The 22,546-nt window shown below is 25.7% G+C and carries 20 protein-coding genes; 18 read left to right on the top strand and 2 right to left on the bottom strand.

From position 1 onward, the window contains the following. Positions 1 to 13: 13 nt before the first annotated feature. From hisS to MCOLE_RS01920, 6 genes are all read left to right on the top strand, one after another. Complete coding sequence (gene hisS / locus MCOLE_RS01945; protein WP_100670989.1) at positions 14 to 1,261, top strand: histidine--tRNA ligase; 1,248 nt, start codon at positions 14 to 16, stop codon at positions 1,259 to 1,261. A gap of 2 nt (positions 1,262 to 1,263) precedes the next feature. Beyond that, positions 1,264 to 2,997, top strand: coding sequence for an aspartate--tRNA ligase (gene aspS, locus MCOLE_RS01940; RefSeq protein ID WP_100670987.1), 1,734 nt, complete (start codon positions 1,264 to 1,266; stop codon positions 2,995 to 2,997). A gap of 99 nt (positions 2,998 to 3,096) precedes the next feature. Then, positions 3,097 to 3,336 (top strand): TIGR04561 family membrane protein, encoded by a 240-nt coding sequence (locus tag MCOLE_RS01935; RefSeq protein ID WP_100670985.1) that lies wholly within the window; start codon positions 3,097 to 3,099, stop codon positions 3,334 to 3,336. 6 nt (positions 3,337 to 3,342) lie between these two features. Continuing rightward, a complete protein-coding gene (locus MCOLE_RS01930; RefSeq protein WP_100670983.1) occupies positions 3,343 to 4,221 on the top strand; it encodes an MSC_0882 family membrane protein in 879 nt (292 codons plus the stop codon). A gap of 118 nt (positions 4,222 to 4,339) precedes the next feature. After that, positions 4,340 to 4,504: a 30S ribosomal protein S21 gene (gene rpsU, locus MCOLE_RS01925; protein WP_011183260.1), complete on the top strand. Its 165-nt coding sequence runs from the start codon at positions 4,340 to 4,342 to the stop codon at positions 4,502 to 4,504. A gap of 118 nt (positions 4,505 to 4,622) precedes the next feature. Continuing rightward, positions 4,623 to 5,231, top strand: a complete 609-nt coding sequence (locus MCOLE_RS01920) for a short chain dehydrogenase (RefSeq protein ID WP_100670981.1) — start codon at positions 4,623 to 4,625, stop codon at positions 5,229 to 5,231. A 43-nt stretch (positions 5,232 to 5,274) separates the two neighbouring features. On the opposite strand, the gene MCOLE_RS01915 is transcribed toward MCOLE_RS01920, so the two are convergent. Further along, on the bottom strand, positions 5,275 to 5,985 hold the full coding sequence (locus MCOLE_RS01915; protein WP_100670979.1) for a hypothetical protein: 711 nt from the start codon (positions 5,983 to 5,985) through the stop codon (positions 5,275 to 5,277). A gap of 79 nt (positions 5,986 to 6,064) precedes the next feature. Here MCOLE_RS01915 and MCOLE_RS01910 point away from each other — a divergent pair, with 79 nt between their 5' ends. From MCOLE_RS01910 to MCOLE_RS01880, 7 genes are all read left to right on the top strand, one after another. Beyond that, entirely contained in the window at positions 6,065 to 6,724 is a 660-nt protein-coding gene (locus MCOLE_RS01910; RefSeq protein WP_100670977.1) for a hypothetical protein, read from the top strand. A 1-nt stretch (position 6,725) separates the two neighbouring features. Continuing rightward, the gene (locus MCOLE_RS01905; RefSeq protein WP_100670975.1) at positions 6,726 to 7,334 is read left to right on the top strand and encodes a hypothetical protein; all 609 of its coding nucleotides are present in this window, start codon (positions 6,726 to 6,728) and stop codon (positions 7,332 to 7,334) included. Between the two features lies 1 nt (position 7,335). Then, positions 7,336 to 7,872, top strand: a complete 537-nt coding sequence (locus tag MCOLE_RS01900; RefSeq protein ID WP_100671548.1) for a hypothetical protein — start codon at positions 7,336 to 7,338, stop codon at positions 7,870 to 7,872. Positions 7,873 to 7,881: 9 nt separating this feature from the next. Then, the gene (gene yihA / locus MCOLE_RS01895) at positions 7,882 to 8,478 is read left to right on the top strand and encodes a ribosome biogenesis GTP-binding protein YihA/YsxC (protein ID WP_100670973.1); all 597 of its coding nucleotides are present in this window, start codon (positions 7,882 to 7,884) and stop codon (positions 8,476 to 8,478) included. Next, the gene (locus tag MCOLE_RS01890; protein ID WP_100670971.1) at positions 8,471 to 11,386 is read left to right on the top strand and encodes a cation-translocating P-type ATPase; all 2,916 of its coding nucleotides are present in this window, start codon (positions 8,471 to 8,473) and stop codon (positions 11,384 to 11,386) included. The genes yihA and MCOLE_RS01890 overlap by 8 nt, the downstream gene beginning before the upstream one ends. Before the next feature lie 107 nt (positions 11,387 to 11,493). Next, complete coding sequence (locus MCOLE_RS01885) at positions 11,494 to 14,115, top strand: valine--tRNA ligase (RefSeq protein WP_100671546.1); 2,622 nt, start codon at positions 11,494 to 11,496, stop codon at positions 14,113 to 14,115. 87 nt (positions 14,116 to 14,202) lie between these two features. Continuing rightward, positions 14,203 to 16,986 carry a hypothetical protein gene (locus MCOLE_RS01880; RefSeq protein ID WP_100670969.1) on the top strand — a complete coding sequence of 928 codons (2,784 nt, stop codon included), beginning with the start codon at positions 14,203 to 14,205 and terminating at the stop codon, positions 16,984 to 16,986. 34 nt (positions 16,987 to 17,020) lie between these two features. On the opposite strand, the gene MCOLE_RS01875 is transcribed toward MCOLE_RS01880, so the two are convergent. Beyond that, a complete protein-coding gene (locus MCOLE_RS01875; RefSeq protein ID WP_100670967.1) occupies positions 17,021 to 17,737 on the bottom strand; it encodes a hypothetical protein in 717 nt (238 codons plus the stop codon). A gap of 102 nt (positions 17,738 to 17,839) precedes the next feature. Here MCOLE_RS01875 and MCOLE_RS01870 point away from each other — a divergent pair, with 102 nt between their 5' ends. From MCOLE_RS01870 to MCOLE_RS01850, 5 genes are read left to right on the top strand one after another with little or no spacing between them, the layout of a single operon-like run. Continuing rightward, the gene (locus tag MCOLE_RS01870; protein WP_100670965.1) at positions 17,840 to 18,751 is read left to right on the top strand and encodes a hypothetical protein; all 912 of its coding nucleotides are present in this window, start codon (positions 17,840 to 17,842) and stop codon (positions 18,749 to 18,751) included. Further along, positions 18,736 to 19,833 (top strand): ribosome biogenesis GTPase YqeH, encoded by a 1,098-nt coding sequence (yqeH, locus tag MCOLE_RS01865; protein WP_100670963.1) that lies wholly within the window; start codon positions 18,736 to 18,738, stop codon positions 19,831 to 19,833. The genes MCOLE_RS01870 and yqeH overlap by 16 nt, the downstream gene beginning before the upstream one ends. A 28-nt stretch (positions 19,834 to 19,861) precedes the next feature. Beyond that, positions 19,862 to 20,116 (top strand): DUF896 domain-containing protein, encoded by a 255-nt coding sequence (locus MCOLE_RS01860; protein ID WP_100670961.1) that lies wholly within the window; start codon positions 19,862 to 19,864, stop codon positions 20,114 to 20,116. Next, on the top strand, positions 20,100 to 22,067 hold the full coding sequence (tkt, locus tag MCOLE_RS01855; RefSeq protein ID WP_100670959.1) for a transketolase: 1,968 nt from the start codon (positions 20,100 to 20,102) through the stop codon (positions 22,065 to 22,067). The genes MCOLE_RS01860 and tkt overlap by 17 nt, the downstream gene beginning before the upstream one ends. 40 nt (positions 22,068 to 22,107) lie before the next feature. Beyond that, positions 22,108 to 22,356, top strand: a complete 249-nt coding sequence (locus MCOLE_RS01850; RefSeq protein WP_164703848.1) for a YneF family protein — start codon at positions 22,108 to 22,110, stop codon at positions 22,354 to 22,356. The last annotated feature ends 190 nt before the right edge of the window (positions 22,357 to 22,546 follow it).

Genomic DNA, 22,546 nt, shown 5'->3' with positions numbered 1-22,546 from the left:
AAAAGGAGATTTTATGATTCAAAAACCTAGGGGAACACAAGATTTATTTTTAAATAATTCAAAAGAATGAAATGCAGTAGAAGAAAAATTTAGAAAAGTTCTAAATGTTTTTAATTATGGTGAAATTATTACTCCAATGTTTGAATCAAAAGAATTATTTGTTAGAGGTGTAGGAGACTCAAGCGATATTGTAAGTAAAGAAATGTACGAATTCACTGATCGCAAAGGTCGCGAATATGTTTTAAGACCAGAAGGAACAGCACCAACTGTTAGAGCAATTATTGAAAATAAATTATATATTCAAGAAAATTTACCTTATAAAACATTTTACATAGGACCTATTTTTAGATATGAAAGACCTCAAGCTGGAAGATATAGACAATTTAATCAATTAGGTGTGGAAACATTTGGTATTGATTCAATAAGCCATGATGTTGAATTAATTTCACTAGGTCAATCATTTTTAAACGAGTTAAAAATTAATAATGATATAGTTGTAGAAATAAATTATTTAATAAGTGGGGATGAAAGAAAAACATATGAAGCAGAACTTAAAAAATACTTAAGTTCATTTACTGATTTATGTTCAGATTGTCAAACAAGAATTAATAAAAATGTTTTACGTGTATTAGATTGTAAAATAGACGGAAATAAATTTACTGATGCTCCAAAAATGTTTGAATTTGCGAGTCAAGAAAATAACGACAGATTAAACAAAACATTTATTCAATTAAAAGAACTTGGAATTGAAACACAAATAAACTTTAACTTAGTCAGAGGATTAGATTATTACACAGGTTTAGTATTTGAATTTAAAAATGTTAAAACTGATCAAGCAATCATTGCTGGTGGATCATACAATAATTTAGTTGAAGAATTAGGTGGACCAAGTTTACCTGCTAGTGGTTTTGCAATTGGGATTGAAAGAATAATGTTAATTCTTAATGATCAAGAAATAAAAGTTGCAGATGAAGATGAATTAGATTTATTCATAATACCTTTATCTGATGAAGCTCAATTTTTAACAAATAAACTTTTACTAGAAGCAAGAAGTGCTAACTTGAAAGTTGACACAAACTGAAATATTAAAAACTTAAAAGCAGGATTTAAATCAGCAGAGAGAATGAATGCAAAGAATATAGTCATTGTTGGCGAAAATTCAATTAATAGCGATAATTATGCAATCAAAGATCAAATTTCTGGGGAAACAACAGAAGTAAAATTTAATGATATTGTTAAATATTTAAAAGGGGAAAAATAGAAATGAAAAGAACTCATAATTGTAATCAATTAAACATTTCAAATGTAAATCAAGAAGTAACTTTAAAAGGTTGAATCAAAAAAATTCGTAAGATGGGTCAAATCACATTTATTGATTTAAGAGATTTTTATGGAATTACTCAAATTGTTGTTGGAGAAAGTAAACAAGAACTAATTAGTAACTTAAAACCAGAATATGTAATTTCTATAACTGGTAAAGTTATTGAACGTAAATCAAAAAACAACGATATCGCAACTGGTGAAATTGAAATTGATGCTGATACTATTGAATTAATTAATAAAAGTGAATTAACTCCTTTTGTTATTGAAAATGATGTTGAAGTTTCTGAAGAAACAAGAATGTCATATAGATATTTAGATTTAAGACGTCAAAAAATTCAAAATAATATGCTTTTAAGAGCAAAAGTTAACAGTATCATTCGTAGAGAATTTGAAGCTGATAATTTTGTTGAAGTTGAAACTCCGTACTTTGGTAAATCAACACCAGAAGGAGCAAGAGATTTTTTAGTGCCTTCAAGATTAAACAAAAATACTTTTTATGCTTTACCTCAATCACCACAATTATATAAACAATTGTTAATGGTTAGTGGATTTGATAAATATTACCAAATCGTTAGATGTTTTAGAGATGAAGATTTAAGAAATGATCGTCAACCCGAATTTACTCAATTAGATATGGAAATGTCATTTGCTACAGCTGAAGAAGTTCAAGACCAAATTGAAAAAGTAATTAAAAAAATATTCTTGGAAGTTAAGGGAATTGATTTTAAAGAAAAATTAATCAAAATGCCTTTTAGAGAAGCAATCGATTTATATGGTAGTGATAAACCAGATATTAGATTTGATTTAAAAATTAATACATTAAATGGTATCTTTGATAAAACTGAAATCAAGTTATTTGAAGGTTTCAAAGAAAATAATTTAACAATCAGGGGAATTTGTGCTGAAGAATTATTAAGCAAAAAACAATTAGAAGTTTTAACTGAAACTGCAAAACAAAAAAACTTTAACAATTTAGCTTTTGCTAAATTTGAGAACGGAAATTGAAGTGGTTCAATTGCTTCAAGTTTATCAGATAGTGAAAAAGAAGCTTTAATAAAACAATTTGATATTAAAGACAAAGCAACTATTTTATTAAATGTTGGTAAATATGACAAAATCTCAGATATGTTAGGTGCTGTTAGAAATAAAGCAGCTGAGATTCTAAACTTAACAGATCCTAATGACTACAAATTATTATGAATTGTTGATTTCCCATTATATGAATGAAGTGATGAAGAAGAAAGATATGTAGCAGCTCATAACCCATTTACAATGCCAAATATTAAATCAATTGCTGATTTTGAAAATAATAAAGAAGAAGCAATTGCTGATTCTTATGATTTAGTGTTAAATGGATTTGAACTTGGAAGCGGTGGAGTTCGTATTACAGACTCAGAAATTCAACAGAGAATGTTTGAAGCAGTAGGATTAGATGATGAAACTATTGAAAAAAACTTTGGTTGATTTATCAATGCATATAAATATGGAGCACCAAGCCATGCAGGATTTGCTTTTGGTATTGATAGAGTAATTATGTTATTAACTAATTCAGAGTCAATTAGAGATGTTATAGCATTCCCTAAAAATTCAAAAGGAATTGATATGATGAATGACGCACCTAGTTATGTTGAAGATAAGCAATTAACAGAATTAAGTATTAAAACAATAAAATAAGCTAAACATTAATTGTTTAGTTTTTTATTTAATACAGAGTATTTTAACTAAAAAACAAATAAAACTAAAAAATGATAAAATTATTTAAAGGAGAATGCTATGAAAGGAATATTTGATATAGAAAATGCCTTAGTTATATTTGGTAAACCAATCCCGTTTTTATTTATTTTTATTTTCTTTGCATCACTTCTTTTATTATCTTTGATTATTTATTTAACGAAGTTTATTGTGACAAAAACAAAAATTGACAAAAGTAATAATAACTTAGAGCTTGAAAAAATTAAAATTGATGAAGAAATTAACTCAATAATTAGAGAAACCAAAAGTAAAGAAAGGTAAAAAATAATGAATAATGATATTATGAATGGAATAAATCAACAAAATCCAAATGAACAAAATCAAATCAAAAATCCAAACTATGTTAATTCTAAAGAATCAATATTAGGTGATAAAAAATTTATTGCTATAGCTCCAGAGTTTACAAAAAAAGAATTAGAAGCAGTTAATGTGAACAAAAGAATTGCTAAAGAAATTAAGATGGAAAAATACAAAATTGCTTTTTTAATGTTTACATCAATTATTTGTGCTTTAGTTTCTGCGTTCTTTATTGCTTTAAATTATATTAAGATTCAAGATGGTCAAAACTTTTTGAAGATTAAGCCTGAATTAATCCCAAGTGCAGCAATTATGATAAGTATTTTAATTTTGAGTTTAATAGTAATGGTAATAGCTTTAATTGATTTAAGACATATCTTGATTGATGTCAAAGGATATAAAACAGATTTATTAATGGGAAGAGAAAGAATCCCGTTCTTTATAATTAAAAGTTACAAAAAAATAGTTAAAAGACATATTTACTTAAATTGAACATGTTTTGGAATCTATTTATACGGTGGCTTAACAACTCTAATTTTATTTTTAGTTAATAAATCAGATAAAGTTAGTTTAGATTCAGAAATAATGATTTTTATTATAGTTTTATCATTAACTGCTGTTATTCAAATTTTTTCACTAATGTTTAATTATTCAAGAAAAGGTAATATTGATTCATTTTATGGATATGAAATAATTCCTCTTGATCAACAAATAGCTTTAAAAAAAGCTGCAAATAAATTTTGCATGTTAGTTTTCTTTACAATATTAGCAATTGTACTGTTCGTAATATTTATTCCTTACTTTATCATGAGAAAAAAATCTGATAAAAAACTTTGATGATTCTTATAGAAACTAAAAATTTATTTTTAATATTTTCATTAAATAATATTATTTTTATTAAAAGTCTTGTAATTTGTACTCAGTTTAAGATAAAATATTAATAGTTTATTGAATTGGAGTTGAAAAAATGGCAAGTATTATCGTACATGAGGGAGAATCAATTGAAAAAGCTCTTAAACGATTTCAAAAAGTAGCATCATCTAATAAAGCTGAAGCTAGAAAACGTGAATATCACCTAAGTAAAAAAGAAAAAAGAATTTACAAACAAAAACAAAACCGTAAATACAAATAATAATTAGCAAAAATGCTAAAAGATGCTTATATGCATCTTTTTTTTATATTCTTTCTAATATTATTTATTAATTAAAATTCAATATATAATTTATTTAAAAGTAAAAGAGGAGATAAATATGAAAATATTAGTTTTAGGTGGTTGTGGAACTTTGGGTTCAGCCATTGTTAGTCAATTAAAAGAAAAAAATAGATCTTATGAAATAATCACAGCTGGAAGAAAAACAGGTGATGTTCATGTAGATATGACTTCAAAAGAAAGTATTGAAGCTATGTTTGCAAAAATAGGTAATGTGGATCACATAGTTAATGCTGCTGGTTCAGCTGAAATGAAACCAATAGAGGATTTAACTCAAGATGATTTAAAATTCTCAATAAATAGTAAATTATTAGGTCAAGTTAACATGGTATTAATTGGAAGCAAATATTTAAACGAAAAAGGAAGTATTTCTTTAATTGCTGGTGTAATTAAAGATGAACTAATTAAAATGGGAACAATGTATGCTTTAACTAATGGTGCTGTTGCAGCTTTTGCAAGAGCTGCTGCATTTGATATTAAAAAAAATATCAGAATTAACTGTATTAGTCCAAGTGTACTTGATGAATCAATGGTTGAATATGCTGAATATTTTAAAGGTGTAAAATCAGTACCAGCAGCAAAAGCTGCAAAAGCATTTATTGATGTTATTGAAAGCGATGTTAATGGACAAGAAATAAAAGTTTATTAGTAAAAAAAAGAGCTGTTAGTTTTAATTTCTAACAGTTCTTTTTTTATTTTAAATTGATTGTAAAACCTTTATAAATATAAATGAATGATTCAATATAATTTGATTGAAGATATGCTAAATACATGATATTTAAGAATTGTTTTTCTGTTATTTCAGTTCGCTTTAATAGGTTTGACGTATATTTAACGATTGTGTTAATAATAACCCTTGAATCAAAAAAAATCCCATCATAAACAACTTCATTTTCAAAAATCCCTTTAATAACATCTTTAATTATTTCATTACCACCAAATGTTACAAGCACTTCTTTTTTAAATTTATTTCATTTATCCAATAAAAGTTTATTAGCAAAATTAATTGCTTCTGTTTTATTAAAATTATTAAGATCATAATCAACTTTTTCAGTGTAGAATGCAGCTATAGTGCTTAAAGAAGCAACATATCCATTTAACTGCATATAATTAATAATTGATTTATCAAATTTTTTAAAAGCATGTCTTTCACTAACTATAGTTTTTAATTTAGGCGTATAGAAATTTAAATAGTTATTAATCCCTCTAATAAAAACATTAAAATTAACTTCGTTTATGTTGTCAAAAGTAATGTAATCATTTGGTTGCAATCCAAATTTAGTAATAAAAATTTTACATTTTTTTATCCTTTTGTTAACTGGTTTATCTCATCATGAATTTAATTCTTCTAAATGCGATAATTCAACTTCATTTAGTTCTTTTAACTTAAAATTTTGAATCATTATAACTCCTCTATTTTATTCTTTTTTATATTATAAGGTATAATTAAATAAATTATAACTTTTAAAAGGGAGAAAGAATATGAATAATGAAATCGAAATTGATTTTTTAGAACCAGGTTTGGCTATTATCATTTCAAGCTTAGAGAACATTGAAGCAGAATTAAAAAATAATAAAGAACTAACATTTCTTTTAGATGAATTAAATGAAGTTGAAGAATTAGAAGACTTAGTTAAAATGCTGACAAGACTAAAAAGCCTTGAAAAGCAATTATTATTAGAAATCAAAGCATTAAATCATATGGAAGAATTTGATATAGTTTCTGATTTACAAGTAGCATCAGCAATGAGTGATTTTTTAACACCTGATGAATTCTTATTTAAATTTACAGAATTAGTTGAAACAAAAGATATTGTTGTAACTCAAGAAAATATTTTAGAAATTTTTAAAGAAGAAATAATTAAACAAGTTAACAAAATTTACAAAGATACTATTTCTGAATTAAATAATATTTTTGACAATGAAAATGAATTTGTCAAAATTCTAAAAATTGGATCAGAAGAAAAAAATTTAAATGATTTAAGAGAAGCAAGCAAATTAGCCATCAATTTACTAAAAATTGAAAGACGCATTGATAAAGAAAAAAAATATGAAATTTTATCAATTTTAAATAGAGCTGAATCATTAATTAGCTTAATTGATATTTGATCACAATACGAAATGGGCTTTGAAGAAGAATAAAATGAATTCAAAATTTATAATTGCAATTTGCATAATAGGTTTATATGCATTAATACTTTTTATTGTAGGAATATTAGCTTTTCTTTATTCAATTAAGCATAAACCTTATAAAAAAATTAATGATGAATATCTTAAAGAAATAGCAGAATATAGTAAAACTGAAAAAGAAGTTTTAAAAGGTTTAAAACCAATTAAAATAAAATTTCAATTAGCAGATGATGAGAAAGTTTATTATGTTGATGAATTAGATGTTTCTTATAATGAAATTGAAGTTAAAAAAAGCAAACAAAAAGAATTTGATGATGAATATGATCAATATGTAAAAAATTTAAAGAAAAATTATTCATTATTTAAATTCAAAACAAAACAAAATAACCTTGAGAAAACGCTTATTTATATAAGTAATAAAAGAATTGTTTTAGATGATGGTAATGAATTTAAAATTATTAAATTGAATAAAGTTCTTTTAAATGAATATTTTATTTTAAACTTTAATGGTGAATATTTAAAGACAACTTATTTGAAAACAACAAATGAAGAAATTTACTTTATAAATGCTGATTTAAAATTAAAATCTATTATTTCAAGTTTTAGAATCGAGAATGATTAAAATGAAAATAATTATATTCCCCTTAGTAACTACTTTATTTCTTATGTCTTATTGAGGTTTTTTAACCAGTAAAGACTATAAAATTTTTAATCAAATTAAAAAATTAATAGATCAAGAAAATAAATATTACAAAAACAAGAAAATATTTAACTTATGTTTAAGTTATTTTATATTGCTATTAGCTATGAGTATTGCTTTTATTGTTTTAACAATTGTTTGTCTAATAGTAATGAGCAATCAAATAATTCTAGTTCAATCAATTATTTCTATTATCTATATGTTAATGTTAATTGCTTGAATATCATTAATTCAAAATAAAATTAAATCAATTTATATTTTAGTAAAAAATAGTAAATTAGTTATTTGAAATAGAGTATTTAATTTTGAGGAAATTGAATTAATAAAAAATGATGTTAATCGCAAAAAAATAATATTTAAAGTTAAAGAAGCTGAAGGTTATGATTTCATAAAGGTTTCATATCATTGAGAACTAAAAGATTTTCTAACTGAATTAAAAATTAAAACAGAATTTATATAGGAGGTAAATATGTTTAAACAAAGTGAATTTATAAAATCTGCAGCAAATAAGTCTGGATGAATTGAAGATACTACGCCAGAAGTTTGTTTTGTGGGAAGAAGTAATGTAGGTAAATCTAGTTTTATTAATACATTAGCAAATAAGAAAAAATTAGCAAAAGTTGCTAATACACCAGGTAAAACAAGATTATTAAATTTTTTTGATATAAATAATGGTAGTTTTAGACTTGTTGATGCTCCTGGTTATGGATATGCTAAAATATCTAACTCGATGAAAGTTGAGTTTGGTATTATGATGGAAGATTATTTAACATCAAGAGAAAACTTAAAACTAGTTTGTATGTTAGTTGATTTAAGACACAAACCAACAAATGATGACATTCAAATGTATGATTTTTTAAAGGCAAACAATATAACAGTTTTAATGATTGGAACTAAGTTAGACAAATTAAAAAGAAATGAAATTGCAAAAAATGAAAAATTAATAAAAGAAACTTTAGAGTTTGATCAAAATGATGTATTTATTAAAGTTTCAAATTTAGATAAAATAAATATTAAAGAAAGCTATGATGCTTTAATTAGATTAATAGAGGTAGAAAATGGATAGTTGAGAGAGTAGTCAGATAAAAGAAATTGAAAATAAGTTAGATACTGATATAAGAGCAGGTTTAACAGAAGAAGAAGCTGCAAAGAGACTTTTAGAAAATGGTAAAAATGAGTTGCCAACTGGAAAAGTTACTCCTTGATGAGTTACTTTCTTGCATGCGTTTATTGAACCATTACAACTAATATTAATGTTTGCTGCTGTTATATCAGTTATAGCCCCATTAATTTCATCACCTGGCCAAAAAATAGGCTTTCATGAGTTTATTGACTTTGTAGTTATTATGCTTATTGTTATTGTTGATGCTGTTTTAGAAACAGTGCAAACAGTTAAAGCAAGAAAAAGTGTAGATGCTTTAAAATCACTTTCTAAACCAAAAGCGATTGTTTTAAGAGAAAATAATCAAAAAGAAATTGATGCTTCTGATTTAGTAATTGGAGATATTGTAGTCCTTGAGGCTGGAAAATATGTGCCTGCTGAATTAAGAATTGTTCAATCAGCTGATTTCATGATTGATGAAGCAATTTTAACTGGTGAGTCTGTGCCTGTTGAAAAAACTCATAAAGCAATTAAAGAAACTACAATATTAGCTGAAAAAACAAATATTGCTTTCATGTCAACATTTACAACTGCAGGTAGAGCTGTTGGAATTGTTATTGGAACAGGATTAAACACTGAAATTGGAAAAATTTCAGAAGCAATTGACAAAAATGAAGAGAGTGAAACTCCACTTGAGAAAAAAATTAGCAAATTTGGATATGTAATTAGTTGTGTTGCTGGTTTCGTTGGTATTCTTGTATTTTTATTATTATCATTTGTTGGTGGTTTTGAAGCTTGAGCAAGTTATTTAATGGTTGCTATTACTTTAGCAATTGGAATTATCCCTGAATCTTTAGCTGCTGTAATTTCTATAACATTAAGTTTTTCAACAAAAAGAATGGCTAAAAATAACGTTATAGTTAAAAAATTAGCTAGTGTTGAGACTTTAGGATCAGTTAATGTTATTTGTACAGATAAAACTGGTACTTTAACTCAAAATAAAATGACTGTTAAAAAAGTTATTGATAACAATAGAATAATAGATGCTAATGAATATTTAGATTTAGATAAAAACATTCAAAAAGAGTTATTGTTAAAAGCATTGGTTTTACCTAATGATAGTATTACTGAAGGAACTGAAAGAATTGGTGACCCAACTGAATTAGCATTAGTTGATTTTGCTGAATTAATGGGTGTTGATGAATTAGTTTATCGTAAAAAATTCGAAAGAATTGATGAAATACCTTTTGATAGCGAAAGAAAATTAATGAGTACATTAAATACTGTTAATAAAAAATCAGTAGCATTTACTAAAGGTGCTATTGATCAATTATTAAGTATTTGTGATTATATAATGATTGAAAACGAAGTTATTAAACTGACTGAATCACATAAAAACGAAATTATGCGTGCAAGTACCAATTTAAGTGATGATGCCTTAAGAGTTTTAGCTTTTGCATACAAAGAAGTGAAAAATGGAAAACTTGAAGAAAAAGGACTTACTTTTATTGGAGCTGTCGCTATGATTGACCCAGTTAGAAAAGAAGCTGTTCAAGCTATTGAAGAAGCTCATGCTGCTGGAATTGAAGTATGTATGATTACAGGTGATCATGCCATTACTGCTTTAGCTATTGCCAGAGATTTAGGACTAGCATATGAATCTAAACAAGTTATCTCATCAGATAAGTTAGATACAATGTCTGATGAAGAATTAGAAGAAGTTATTGATAATATTAGAGTATTTGCTCGTGTTAACCCAGAACATAAAGTTAAGATTGTTGCTACATTACAAAAAAAAGGATACATTGTCTCAATGACAGGTGATGGAGTAAATGATGCACCAAGTTTAAGTAAAGCTGATATAGGGGTTGCTATGGGTATCACTGGTACTGATGTGGCTAAACAAGCCAGTGATGTTATTTTAACTGATGATAACTTTGCAACTATTATGACTGGAGTTAATGAAGGAAGAAATGTTTATCAAAAAATTAAACGTGCAATAACTTTATTAATGGGTTTCAACTTAGCAAATGTTTTATCAATTTTAATTATTTCTTTAATATTTAAAATATCACCATTAGAAGCAACAAACATTTTATATATTAACTTAATTGTAGAATCATGTTTAGCTATTGCTATTGGAATGGGTCCTTTAGATAACACTCTAATGAAACTTAAACCACAAGTTGGTAAGAATGGGTTATTAAAAGGATTAATAATTCCTATTATTAAAATTGGAATGCTATCTGCATTATGTTCAATTGGCTCATTCTTTATTGGAATGATGGCTACAGATGTTAATGCTTGAAACAATGTATTTAATTCAGGTGAATATATTGGAAAAATAAATTTAGATTCAAATAACTGACTAGAACAAATTCATGCAATTATGAATAGTAGTTTATCAGCTATTGATAGAAATAAATTATTAGATGAATATATTGTATTTGGAAGAACAGCAATGTTTATAACAATAGTTATGTCGCCTTTATTCTTTGCGCATTTAATCAAAATATCGAATTGAAAAGCATCTAAAAAAATTAGATTACAAGTTTCTAAGCCATTAATTTATGCATCGTTAATTGCATTAGTTTTATCAATTGGAGTTATAACAATTCCTGGATTGAATGATAGTATTTTAGGATTGGTAGGATATTCAAAAGAAACATCAAAATGAACAAGTGATAATATTTGAATTATGTTTGTAGCATTTGCAATTTCAATTGTTCCATTCTTATTAATCTTAATGATAGATGCTATTGTATTTTACTCATATCATTTATCAGTTGGTAATTGACAAAAAAATCAAATATTAATAGCTGAAATGATTAATCAAGATGTAAAAGAACAAAATAAAAAACGTAAAAAATAATGGGTTTACCTCATTATTTTTTTTATTTATACATAAATAATATGATTTTACTTTTTGTTAAAGACTAAATATTATAAAATTAATATATTGAAATGGAGAGATAAATGATGAAAAAAGAATTAGAAACTAAGTATAGTTATGAAATAGTTGAAAAGAATAGATATGATTGATGAATTCAAAATGAATATTTCAAAGCTAACCCAGATTCTAAAAAACCAAAATTTTCTATTGTTTTACCTCCACCTAATGTAACAGGTAAACTACACATTGGTCATGCATGAGATGGAAGTTTGCAAGACGCAATTATTAGATTTAAAAAATTAAATGGATTTGATGTATTATATTTACCAGGAATGGATCATGCTGGAATTAGCACTCAAGTTAAAGTTGAAGCTAAACTAAGAGAACAAGGGATAAGCCGTTTTGAATTAGGAAGGGAAAAATTCTTAGAGCAAGCATGAAAATGAAAACATGAATATGCATCAATTATTAGACAACAATGAGCTAAACTAGGTTTAGCATTTGATTACAGCATGGAAAAATTCACATTAGATGAAGACATTAATAAAATTGTTACTGAAATATTTGTGGACTTTTACAATAAAGGTTTAATTTACAAAGGAAAAAGAATTGTTAACTGAGATCCAATTCAAAAAACTGCAATTTCAAATGTAGAAGTTATTTATAAAGAAGTTGAAGGATTTATGTATCACTTTAAATACATGATTGAAGGAACTAATGAATTTTTAAGTGTTGCTACAACAAGACCAGAAACTATGTTTGCTGATCAATGTTTAGTAGTTAATCCAAAAGATGAAAGATACAAATCATTTATTGGTAAAAATGCTATTAACCCAGTTAATAAACAAGCTATTCCAATTATTGCTGATGATTATGTAGAATTAGAATTTGGAACTGGAGTTATGAAATGCACTCCAGCACATGATTTAAATGACTTTGAAATAGCTGTTCGTCATAATCTAGCAAAACCTATTTGTATGAATGAAAATGGAACAATAAATGAAATGGGTGGAAGTGAATATGAAGGATTAGATCGTTTTGATGCTAGAACTAAAATCATTGAAAATCTGACAAAAGCAAATACTTTCATAAAAGCTGAACCTATGATTCACCAAGTTGGTTTTAGCGAAAGAAGTAATGCTGTTGTTGAACCTTATTTAAGCGATCAATGATTTGTGAAAATGGATAGTTTTGCTGATATGATTTTAAAACTTCAAGAAAGTGATAAACATATTAAATTCTTCCCTGAACGTTTTGATCAAGTGTTAAAAAAATGAATGGAAAACATTCATGATTGAACTATTTCAAGACAATTATGATGAGGACATAGAATTCCAGCTTGATATCACAAAGATGATAAAACAAAAATTTATGTTGGAATAACAGCACCAGCAGATGCTGAAAATTGAATTCAAGATGAAGACGTTTTAGATACATGATTCTCATCAGGTTTATGACCATTTGCTACATTAATGCGTGGTAAAGGTTTTGAATCAAAATACTTTAAAGAATACTTACCTAATGGTGTATTAGTAACAGGACATGATATTATTTTTTCTTGAGTTTCAAGAATGATATTCCAAACAATTGAATATACAGGGCAAATACCATTTAATGATGTTCTAATTCATGGTTTAGTGAGAGACGAAAATGGAACTAAAATGAGTAAATCATTAGGGAATGGAATTGATCCAATGGATGTCATTGCTAATAACGGTTCAGATTCATTGAGATTTTCATTATTAACCAATTCTACTCCAGGGCAAGATATCAGATATAGTGATGCTAAAGTTAAATCAGCTTGAAACTTTATTAACAAATTATGAAATGCTTCAAGATACGTTTTAATGAATTTAGAAGAAAACTTCAAATTTTGAACTGAAGAAGAAATTCTAAATTCAACGGCACTAAATGAAACTGATAAATGGGTTCTATCTGAATTTAGTAAAGTTTCAAAACAAGTTAATTATTTAATAGATAAATATGAATTTGCTATTGCTGGAAAAATGCTATATGATTTTGTTTGAAATACATACTGTAGTTGATACATTGAATTTGCAAAAGTAAATTTAAACAATTCAGAAACAAAAGAAGCAACTCAACAAACAATAGTTTATTTATTAAAGAATATTTTAATTATGTTACATCCATATCTTCCATTTGTAACTGAACATATTTACAAAACATTAGATATGAAAAATTCTATTTTAGAAGAAACATGATTTGATAAAGAATTTATTTTTGAAACAGATTATATTAATGTAGTCATTGAATTAATTAATTCAATAAGAGAATTTAGAGCAACAAACAATATTAAAAACAGCGTTGTTTTAAATTGAAATGCAACTAATGGTAATTTAGATATCATAAGTAAATATACTAAAGAAATTAATAACTTCTTAAATGAATTTGTTAATGCAAATTTAACAATTGATGAAGACATATCAGTTGAAACAACAAGCTTACCAGTTCTTGACTTCTTTATTGAAATTCCTAATGATGATTTCATTGATAAAGAAAAAATGTTAGAGGAATTAGTTAACAAGCAAAAAGAACTTCAGAATGAAATATCTAGATCAGAAAGAATGCTGAATAATGAAAATTTCATTTCTAAAGCAGCTCCTTCAAAAATTAAAGAAGAGAAAGAAAAATACGAATTATATAAACAACAATTAGAACTTATTGAAGAAAAGTTGAGTAAAATGTAAAAAAACGGTATTTTTACCGTTTTTTTTGCTATTCTGAAATAATAAAACAGCTGTAAATAAAGTATAATTTATTTAAAAGGGGTTAATATGAGAAACGTTTCAATAGATTTAATAAATAAAATAAATAATTACATTCTAAAACAAAAGTTTTCAGCTGATGCAACATTGGCAATTTTAAATAAGGAACTTTTAAATTATGACAAAGCAACTCAGGAACATATTAAAAAATATACACTATATTTAATTTGACTTGATGACAACAAAAAAGACCTATCTCAAGCATGAGAAAAGTATGTTGCTAGAGTTGAGGTTTTAGAAGCTAAAAATAATGTTAAAATGGTTAATGAAAAACAAACTGAAAAGTTAATTAAAGACCTACAAGATCCTTTTAGCAAAATAAATCAAAATAAACAAAAACGCAGTAGATTAAATTCTTTATCTAATAACTTATGAAAAAGACAAGCAGAAGAAGAAAAACCAAAACAAATTGCTTTTGAAGAAGTTGTTTCAAAAGAAGGAGAGATTTTAATTACCAACATTTATGCTGAAACAGTTGATAATGATTTAACAAATGAAACACTTGAAGATATCACAGAAGACAATACAACCCCAACTTATGACGAAGAGCAATCTCAAGACGCCTCTGAATTGATTGAATCAATTAATAAAACAATTAGTGAAAACTTTGATAAATCAGAAGAATTAGATTTTGATGAAGATTCAATCGATTTAACATCAACTTTTGAAGAACTAAAAACTAATGCAACCATTAATACGAATGAAAAAACAATTAGTGAAATTATTTCTTCAACATTACAAGCAGATAAAAAAGAAATATTATTTGAAGAATATAGTGATAATCAAACTGATCCAGTTTCTGAAAATATAGATAATGATGATTTAATCTTTGAAAACTATGATCAATTACCAGAAGATGAAAAAACAGTAGCATTATTCGACGATGAAATTAATGACTACTCAACGATTGATATTCTTGGAGAGATTGAGTATGCTGAAGATGAAGAATTAATAGTTTTAGAAAATTCGTTAGAAACAGAACATGATGATACTTTCTTAAATACAGCTGAATTAAATGAACAAAGTGATGATTCAATTCAAACTGCTGATTACAATGAATTAGATGGTGAAGCATTATCATTTGAAGAACCTAACAAAGAAATTAGATTTAATTCAGAAGAAGATAAAGTTCATTTTTTACATGAAAAAGATTATATTAAAGAAGGATTTAATAAACCATTTAAATCAACAGATATAACACAAGAAAAAAATGAATTAAACTTTGCTTTTGATGAAGATGCAATCAAAACTGAAGACTATGAAGAATTAAAACAAGATACACTAACTATATTTGAAGAAACAGAAGAAAGACAACATGATGATACTTTCTTAAATACAGCTGAATTAAATGAACAAAGTGATGATTCAATTCAAACTGCTGATTACAATGAATTAGATGGTGAAGCATTATCATTTGAAGAACCTAACAAAGAAATTAGATTTAATTCAGAAGAAGATAAAGTTCATTTTTTACATGAAAAAGATTATATTAAAGAAGGATTTAATAAACCATTTAAATCAACAGATATAACACAAGAAAAAAATGAATTAAACTTTGCTTTTGATGAAGATGCAATCAAAACTGAAGACTATGAAGAATTAAAACAAGATACACTAACTATATTTGAAGAAACAGAAGAAAGACAACATGATGATACTTTCTTAAATACAGCTGAATTAAATGAACAAAGTGATGATTCAATTCAAACTGCTGATTACAATGAATTAGATGGTGAAGCATTATCATTTGAAGAACCTAACAAAGAAATTAGATTTAATTCAGAAGAAGATAAAGTTCATTTTTTACATGAAAAAGATTATATTAAAGAAGGATTTAATAAACCATTTAAATCAACAGATATAACACAAGAAAAAAATGAATTAAACTTTGCTTTTGATGAAGATGCAATCAAAACTGAAGACTATGAAGAATTAGAGGAAATGACAACTGCAAGTTTATTGGAAACTGAAGAAGATAGTTTAAAAGACTTTGAATTTAATACATTTGAGGAAAAAGAGATATCAATAATAAGTGAAAATCAATTTAGCGATGACGAGTACAATAATATCGAAGAAATAAGTATTAAAACTGAAGTTAAAGAGGGACCAACAACTCATTTAATAGATAATAAAGTTCAATATGGTGAAATTGATGAAAACTTTGATCATGAAATTGAAAAAGAATTAAATCAAATTGAAGAAACAATTAGCAATCTTGAGAGTTATACTGAAAAAGTCAATAACGAAACTGATGATTTATTTTTTAGTGAAGAGGAAAGAACATTATTTGAATTTGAGTCTGAAGAATTAGACGTTGATGATACAATGTTTGAAAACGTAACATTATCGTCTGGTATTGATCAAGAAGCTAGCACAATGGATGCATTAAAATTCCTTGATGATGTCGAAGATAAATATGAAAGTTTATTAAGTACTAATTTAGATGAAGAAATGCTAAATGATGCACGTGAAGACTCAACAATGGATGCATTAAAATTTCTTGATGATGTCGAAGATAAATACTCAGAACTATTTGAGTCAATGGATGAAGATGAAATTGGAACTATTGATAACTTAAACTGACAATCTGATGAAGAAGTTGATCAAATTGACTCAATAAATCTTGATCATATTGCTAGAGTTGGAGAAATTGTAAGATATAATAACTCAGACTATATAGTTGTAGGTATGAGTCAAAAAACTGATAATTTTGGTGAAATAGTTGAAACTATTTTAGTTAGTGAAAACGGAGATATTGATAACTCAATTGAATTAATTGTAGAAATTAAATAAGAAAAAATACTTCACATGTGAAGTATTTTTTATATTAAATTGTTTTTCTAATAAAATTTACAACATCTATAAACTTTATTAGAAAATTGATTGAAGTAGACAACTTTGAAATTCTTATAATTTCTTCAACATCATTCATTTCTAATATAGAATCAAAATTTATATCTCTTAAAATTTTTTCCAAGAGCTTCTTTTTACCATTTAATGAGAATGTTTCAAATTCTTCAAGTAATATATCAGATGAATCTAATATGCTTATATTTATGCCAAATTGTTCTCTTATGGTTTTGAATCTTTTGCTAATATTAAATTCAATTAGAGAGTAAAATTCTGGTTCATTTTGTTTATTTATTTCAATATCTAAACCCATTTTGTTTAATATTCAGTTAAAAGAAATAATTACTTTTTTACAGTTCATTAATTTATTTTGAACAAAAATGATAAATTCAAATATTCTTTTTTTATTTTCTTGCTCTTTTTTATTAGTTTTATTGAAACTTTGTTTTTCTTCGATTAATAGTTTACTTATTTCTTCAATAAACTCATCAATAAACTCATCAATCTTTGATAAATCTTTTTCTAAATTAACTAATTTAATTAAATTTTTATCATACATTTTATACAAACTATCAAAATTATATTCGTTTGAGTCATTTAATTCGTCAACTAAATTAATATTTTTTATACATGCATTAACATCATCAATTATTTCATCAACTAATATGTTGCTGACTAATTTACTTAATATCATGAAAAAACCTCCGTTTAACGTCTCATAACCTATAAATAATATTATACAACAATGAATTACTATATTAATTTGTTAAAATATAAAAAGGAAAAGAAGAGAACTATGAAGTATAAAAATTTGGAAATAAAAAATAATTCAGTTAAATTAAATAAATACCAATCGATTCACTTTAACTTTGAGGGTTTACAAAATAAATTAAAAGAAATTAAGTTTCCAGTTTTAATTTTAGATACAGAGTTCTTTAATCGTAGTCATGATTTTGACAATATTGAACCAAAACTATATGGGGAAAAAGAAAAAGACATAGTTTATTTGATGAACTATTCATTTGCTAAAAGCTTCAATGAGATTCAATCAAGAAACAATCATAAGTCAATTAATAGTTTATCAATAAAAAGAAAAGTAAATGATGATAAATATGACTTTAAAAGTCAATATCAATCAATGATCAAAAGTTTTATAAATATGTGTATTAATAAAAACATTAGAACTATTATTTTTGCTGGACAAGATAATGATAAAAAAATAATTGAACAATGAATTAATACTTATAAAGCATTATTTAAAAACAAAAAAACTGATTTATTTATTTTTAACAAAGATACAAAAAAATATAGATTAAATAGTTTTGATATTTATGATGCATTAGAACAAAACTTAAGTTTTGCAAATTATTTAAAAGATGGAACAAAATTTTATAATGAACAAAATCTTAAAAAAGGTGATATTGAAGATTCAATCAAAATTAGAAGCTTGAAAAAATTCTTTGATTATACAGAAGAATTACATAGCAAATACAATTTTAAAGAAGATAATATTACATTCTTATGTAGTAGAGCATTAAAACTATTTAGTTTAGAAAAAGTGTCACAAAGTGAACATGATAAATTATCAAAAAGTTTAAAAGAAGCTAGATCGCATTGTTATGATGATGTTCTAAAAATATTAGTTTTAATCAAATTCTTAAGTTATATTATGAATAAACAAATGGGGGAAACATGAGCAAGTGTATAGGTTGTGGAATTTTAAAACAAAATAGTGATCAAAACAAGCCCGGTTATGTTATTAAACCTGAAAATGAATACTGTTTGAGATGTTTTAAAATTAAAAATTACAATGAGTTAATTAATCAAGAAATAAATGCTGAACAATTTATTTTAAAATTAAAAACTTTAATTCAAAATGAAAGACCAAAAGACATTGAATTTTTCTATATTATTGATATTTTTGACTTAGAAGGAAGCAGAGTAAAAGAAATTGAAGCAGCTATTAAAAAATACCCTGTGACAATTGTTGTTAATAAAATAGATTTACTTCCAAAAGCAGTTAAGCTAGCCAAAATAAGAAGATATATAACTGATCTATTTGCAAAAAGCGATTTATTTGATGCAAATATTATATTGAACACTAGTTTTAAAAACAACTTTACAAATAGTTTATTAAACAAAATTAAAAAAACTAAAACTAAAAAATATTTTATAGGTAGTTCAAACGTTGGTAAGTCATCAATTATTAATTCTTTGTTAAAAGCAAATAATTTGATCCCACAAATTGTTGAATCAAAATACTTTAATACAACACTAGATTTTATTCAAATTAAATTATCAAGTGATGACATAATATTTGATACTCCAGGAATAGCTAGAAGTAATTCAACAGCAAATTTATTAAATAAAGAAGATTGAAAATACATTTATTTTAATAAAGAGGTTGCCCAAAATACATTCCAATTAAAACCTGGCAATACTATTTTTTATGCAGGAATAGCTTGAGTTGATTTTGAATGAATAGAGGAAGAAATTAATAGTTTTCATTTCTTTAATAATAAGGAAGTTAAATTACACAGAACAAATATAAAAAATGCATTTGATTACTACAATAGAAATAAGGAAAATATAGTTCCGTATAACTTTAATACAAAGTTTATAAAAAGAGAGTTTATTTTTAATGAAAAAGATATTAATAAAGAATTTGAAATATCTATTTCAGGATTAGGATGATTTAATTTTAAAGTAAAAAATTCTATGAAAATAACAATAAATATTCCAACTGACAATGTTGAAGTTGAAACAACATTAAGAAAACCATTGGTTTAGTATAAAATAAACTTAAGGGAGTATTAAAATGAGTGAATTAAAAGAATTAACTATGCCAGAAGTTATAAAAGAAATAAACCGTTTGGCAAAGATCAAAAAAGAGCGTGAGTTAAATGCAAAAGAAAGTGCTTATAGAGAAGAACTAAAAGTGCTTTACTTAAAATACTTTAGAAGTGGTTTTGAGCAACAACTAAAAAATACAAAAGTAATTGATGCAAATGGAAATGACGTTACACCAAGTAAACTAAAAAAAGAAGGAGAGAAACATGATAAACAAAAATAACAACAACTTAAATGCTTTAAGAATTTTAGGAGTTTCAGCTATTAATAAAGCAAATTCAGGGCACCCTGGTATAGTTTTAGGTGCTGCTCCAGTTGTCTATACATTATTTAACAAGATAATGAAACATAACCCTAAAAATCCAAAATGATTTGATAGAGATAGATTCGTATTATCAGCAGGGCATGGAAGTGCATTGTTATATTCAGCATTACATTTAGCAGGGTATAATTTATCAATGGATGAAATCAAAAATTTTAGACAATGAAATAGTAAAACACCAGGTCACCCTGAATCTCATTTAACTGAAGGTGTTGATGTAACAACTGGACCTTTAGGACAAGGTGTTGCGATGGGTGTTGGATTAGCAATTGCTGAATCTCATACTGCTTCAGTTTACAATCAATCAGGAATTAATTTAGTCGATCACCATACATTTGTTTTATGTGGTGATGGAGACTTACAAGAAGGTGTAGCTCAAGAATCAATTAGTTTAGCTGGTAGATTAAAATTGAATAAATTAATTTTAATTCACGACTCAAATGACATTCAATTAGACGACAAAGTAGAAAAAGCTCAGAGTGAAAACATGCATGAGAGATTTAAAGCTGCTCAATGAAATACTTTAAAAGTAACTGATGGTGAAGACTTAGTTGCTATTGAAAAAGCAATTAATGATGCTAAATTATCAGAAAAGCCTACATATATCGAAGTTAAAACAATTATTGGTATTGGAGCTTCAAAACAAGGAACAAGTGCTGTGCACGGAGCTCCTATTGGTGCTGATATTGAAACTGTTAAAAATGTATTTGAATGAAAATATAATGATTTTGAAATACCTACAGAAGTTTATGCACACTGAAATGAAAATATTTCAAAAAACTTATCTATTGAAGAAAAATGAAATCAAGAATTAGATAAATTGAAAGTTGTAAATCGTGAATTATGAAAACAATTCACAGATGCTATTAACAAAGAAATTAATTTTGATTTTGAAGCATTAAAAGGTAAAACTCCAGAAAAAGCAGAAGCTACTAGAGTTAGTTCAGGAAATATTTGAGATAGCATAAATGCTCAAGTTAAATTCTTAATTGGAGGATCAGCTGATTTAGTTTCATCAACAAGAATTAAAGGTGCTGATGGTCAATTTGACGTTGATAATAGAAGTGGAAGAAACATTCTTTATGGTGTTAGAGAATTTGCAATGGGAGCAATCAACAATGGTATTCACCAACATGGAGGGCTAATTCCATTCTCAAGTGGATTCTTTGTATTCTCAGATTACATGAAACCAGCAATGCGTTTATCATCAATTATGAATACTCAACAATTATTTATCTTTACTCACGATTCAGTTGCAGTTGGAGAAGATGGTCCAACTCATCAACCAATCGAACAACTAGCAATGATTAGAAGTATTCCAAATCATATTACATTTAGACCAGCTGATTATGCTGAAACATTAGCATCATACAAAATAGCATTACAAGATTTAAAAAGCTGTCCATCAACTTTAGTTTTAACTAGACAAGATTTAACTCAATTACCTCATAATGATGTTTATGAAGAAGTTAAAAAAGGAGCTTATGTAATGCTAGACCAACCAAATGCAACAGTAACACTAATTGCAACTGGTAGTGAAGTTGGATTAGCAATGGAAACAGCTAACAAATTAAAAGAAGATGGCATTATTGCTAAAGTAGTTTCAATGCCATCAACAAACTTATTTGATCAACAAGAACAATCATACAAAGACAAAGTTATTGATAAATCAACATTAAGAGTTTCAATTGAAATGGGGACAACTTATGGATGAAGTAAATATACAGGTGATGATGGATTAAACATTGGAATCGATATTTTTGGAGCAAGTGCACCAGCTAATAAAGTAATTAGTGAATATGGATTTACAAGTGAACAAATTTTTAATAAAATTAAAAAGGTTATAAAGTAAGAATTTAAAAATAGAAAAAATAGAATAGAGTGAAATTATGATATTATTTACAACAGAATTTTCAGCAGGAGGATTAGCAGGAATGTTAATCGGAGTTATCTTAGGAGCAATCATCTTAGGAGCAATCATTGGCTTTTTCATTACTAGAGCAATGGTTAAAAAACAATTAAAAGACAACCCGCCTGTTACAGAAAAACAAATTCGTGCAATGTACATGAGTATGGGAAGAAAACCAAGTGAAGCAGACATTAAAAAAACAATGCGTGCAATGCAACAAGCTAAAAAATAATTATAAGTGAAATATTTCTTTCAACATATAAAAAAATAAATTAATAAATAAAAAATATGTATTTGGTGCTTGGATCAAATACATATTTTTTGTTTTAAATTTTCAAATAAAAGCACTTTTTAAACACTAATAAAATTACTTTCTAAATTTACTCAAAAATAAACTCACATATCACACTTATCTTTTATTT

This window comes from Mesoplasma coleopterae, from assembly GCF_002804245.1.
Taxonomy (GTDB): domain Bacteria; phylum Bacillota_I; class Bacilli_A; order Mycoplasmatales; family Mycoplasmataceae; genus Mesoplasma; species Mesoplasma coleopterae.
Note: the sequence above shows the minus strand (reverse complement) of the source record. Positions and strands in the feature narration are given on the sequence as shown.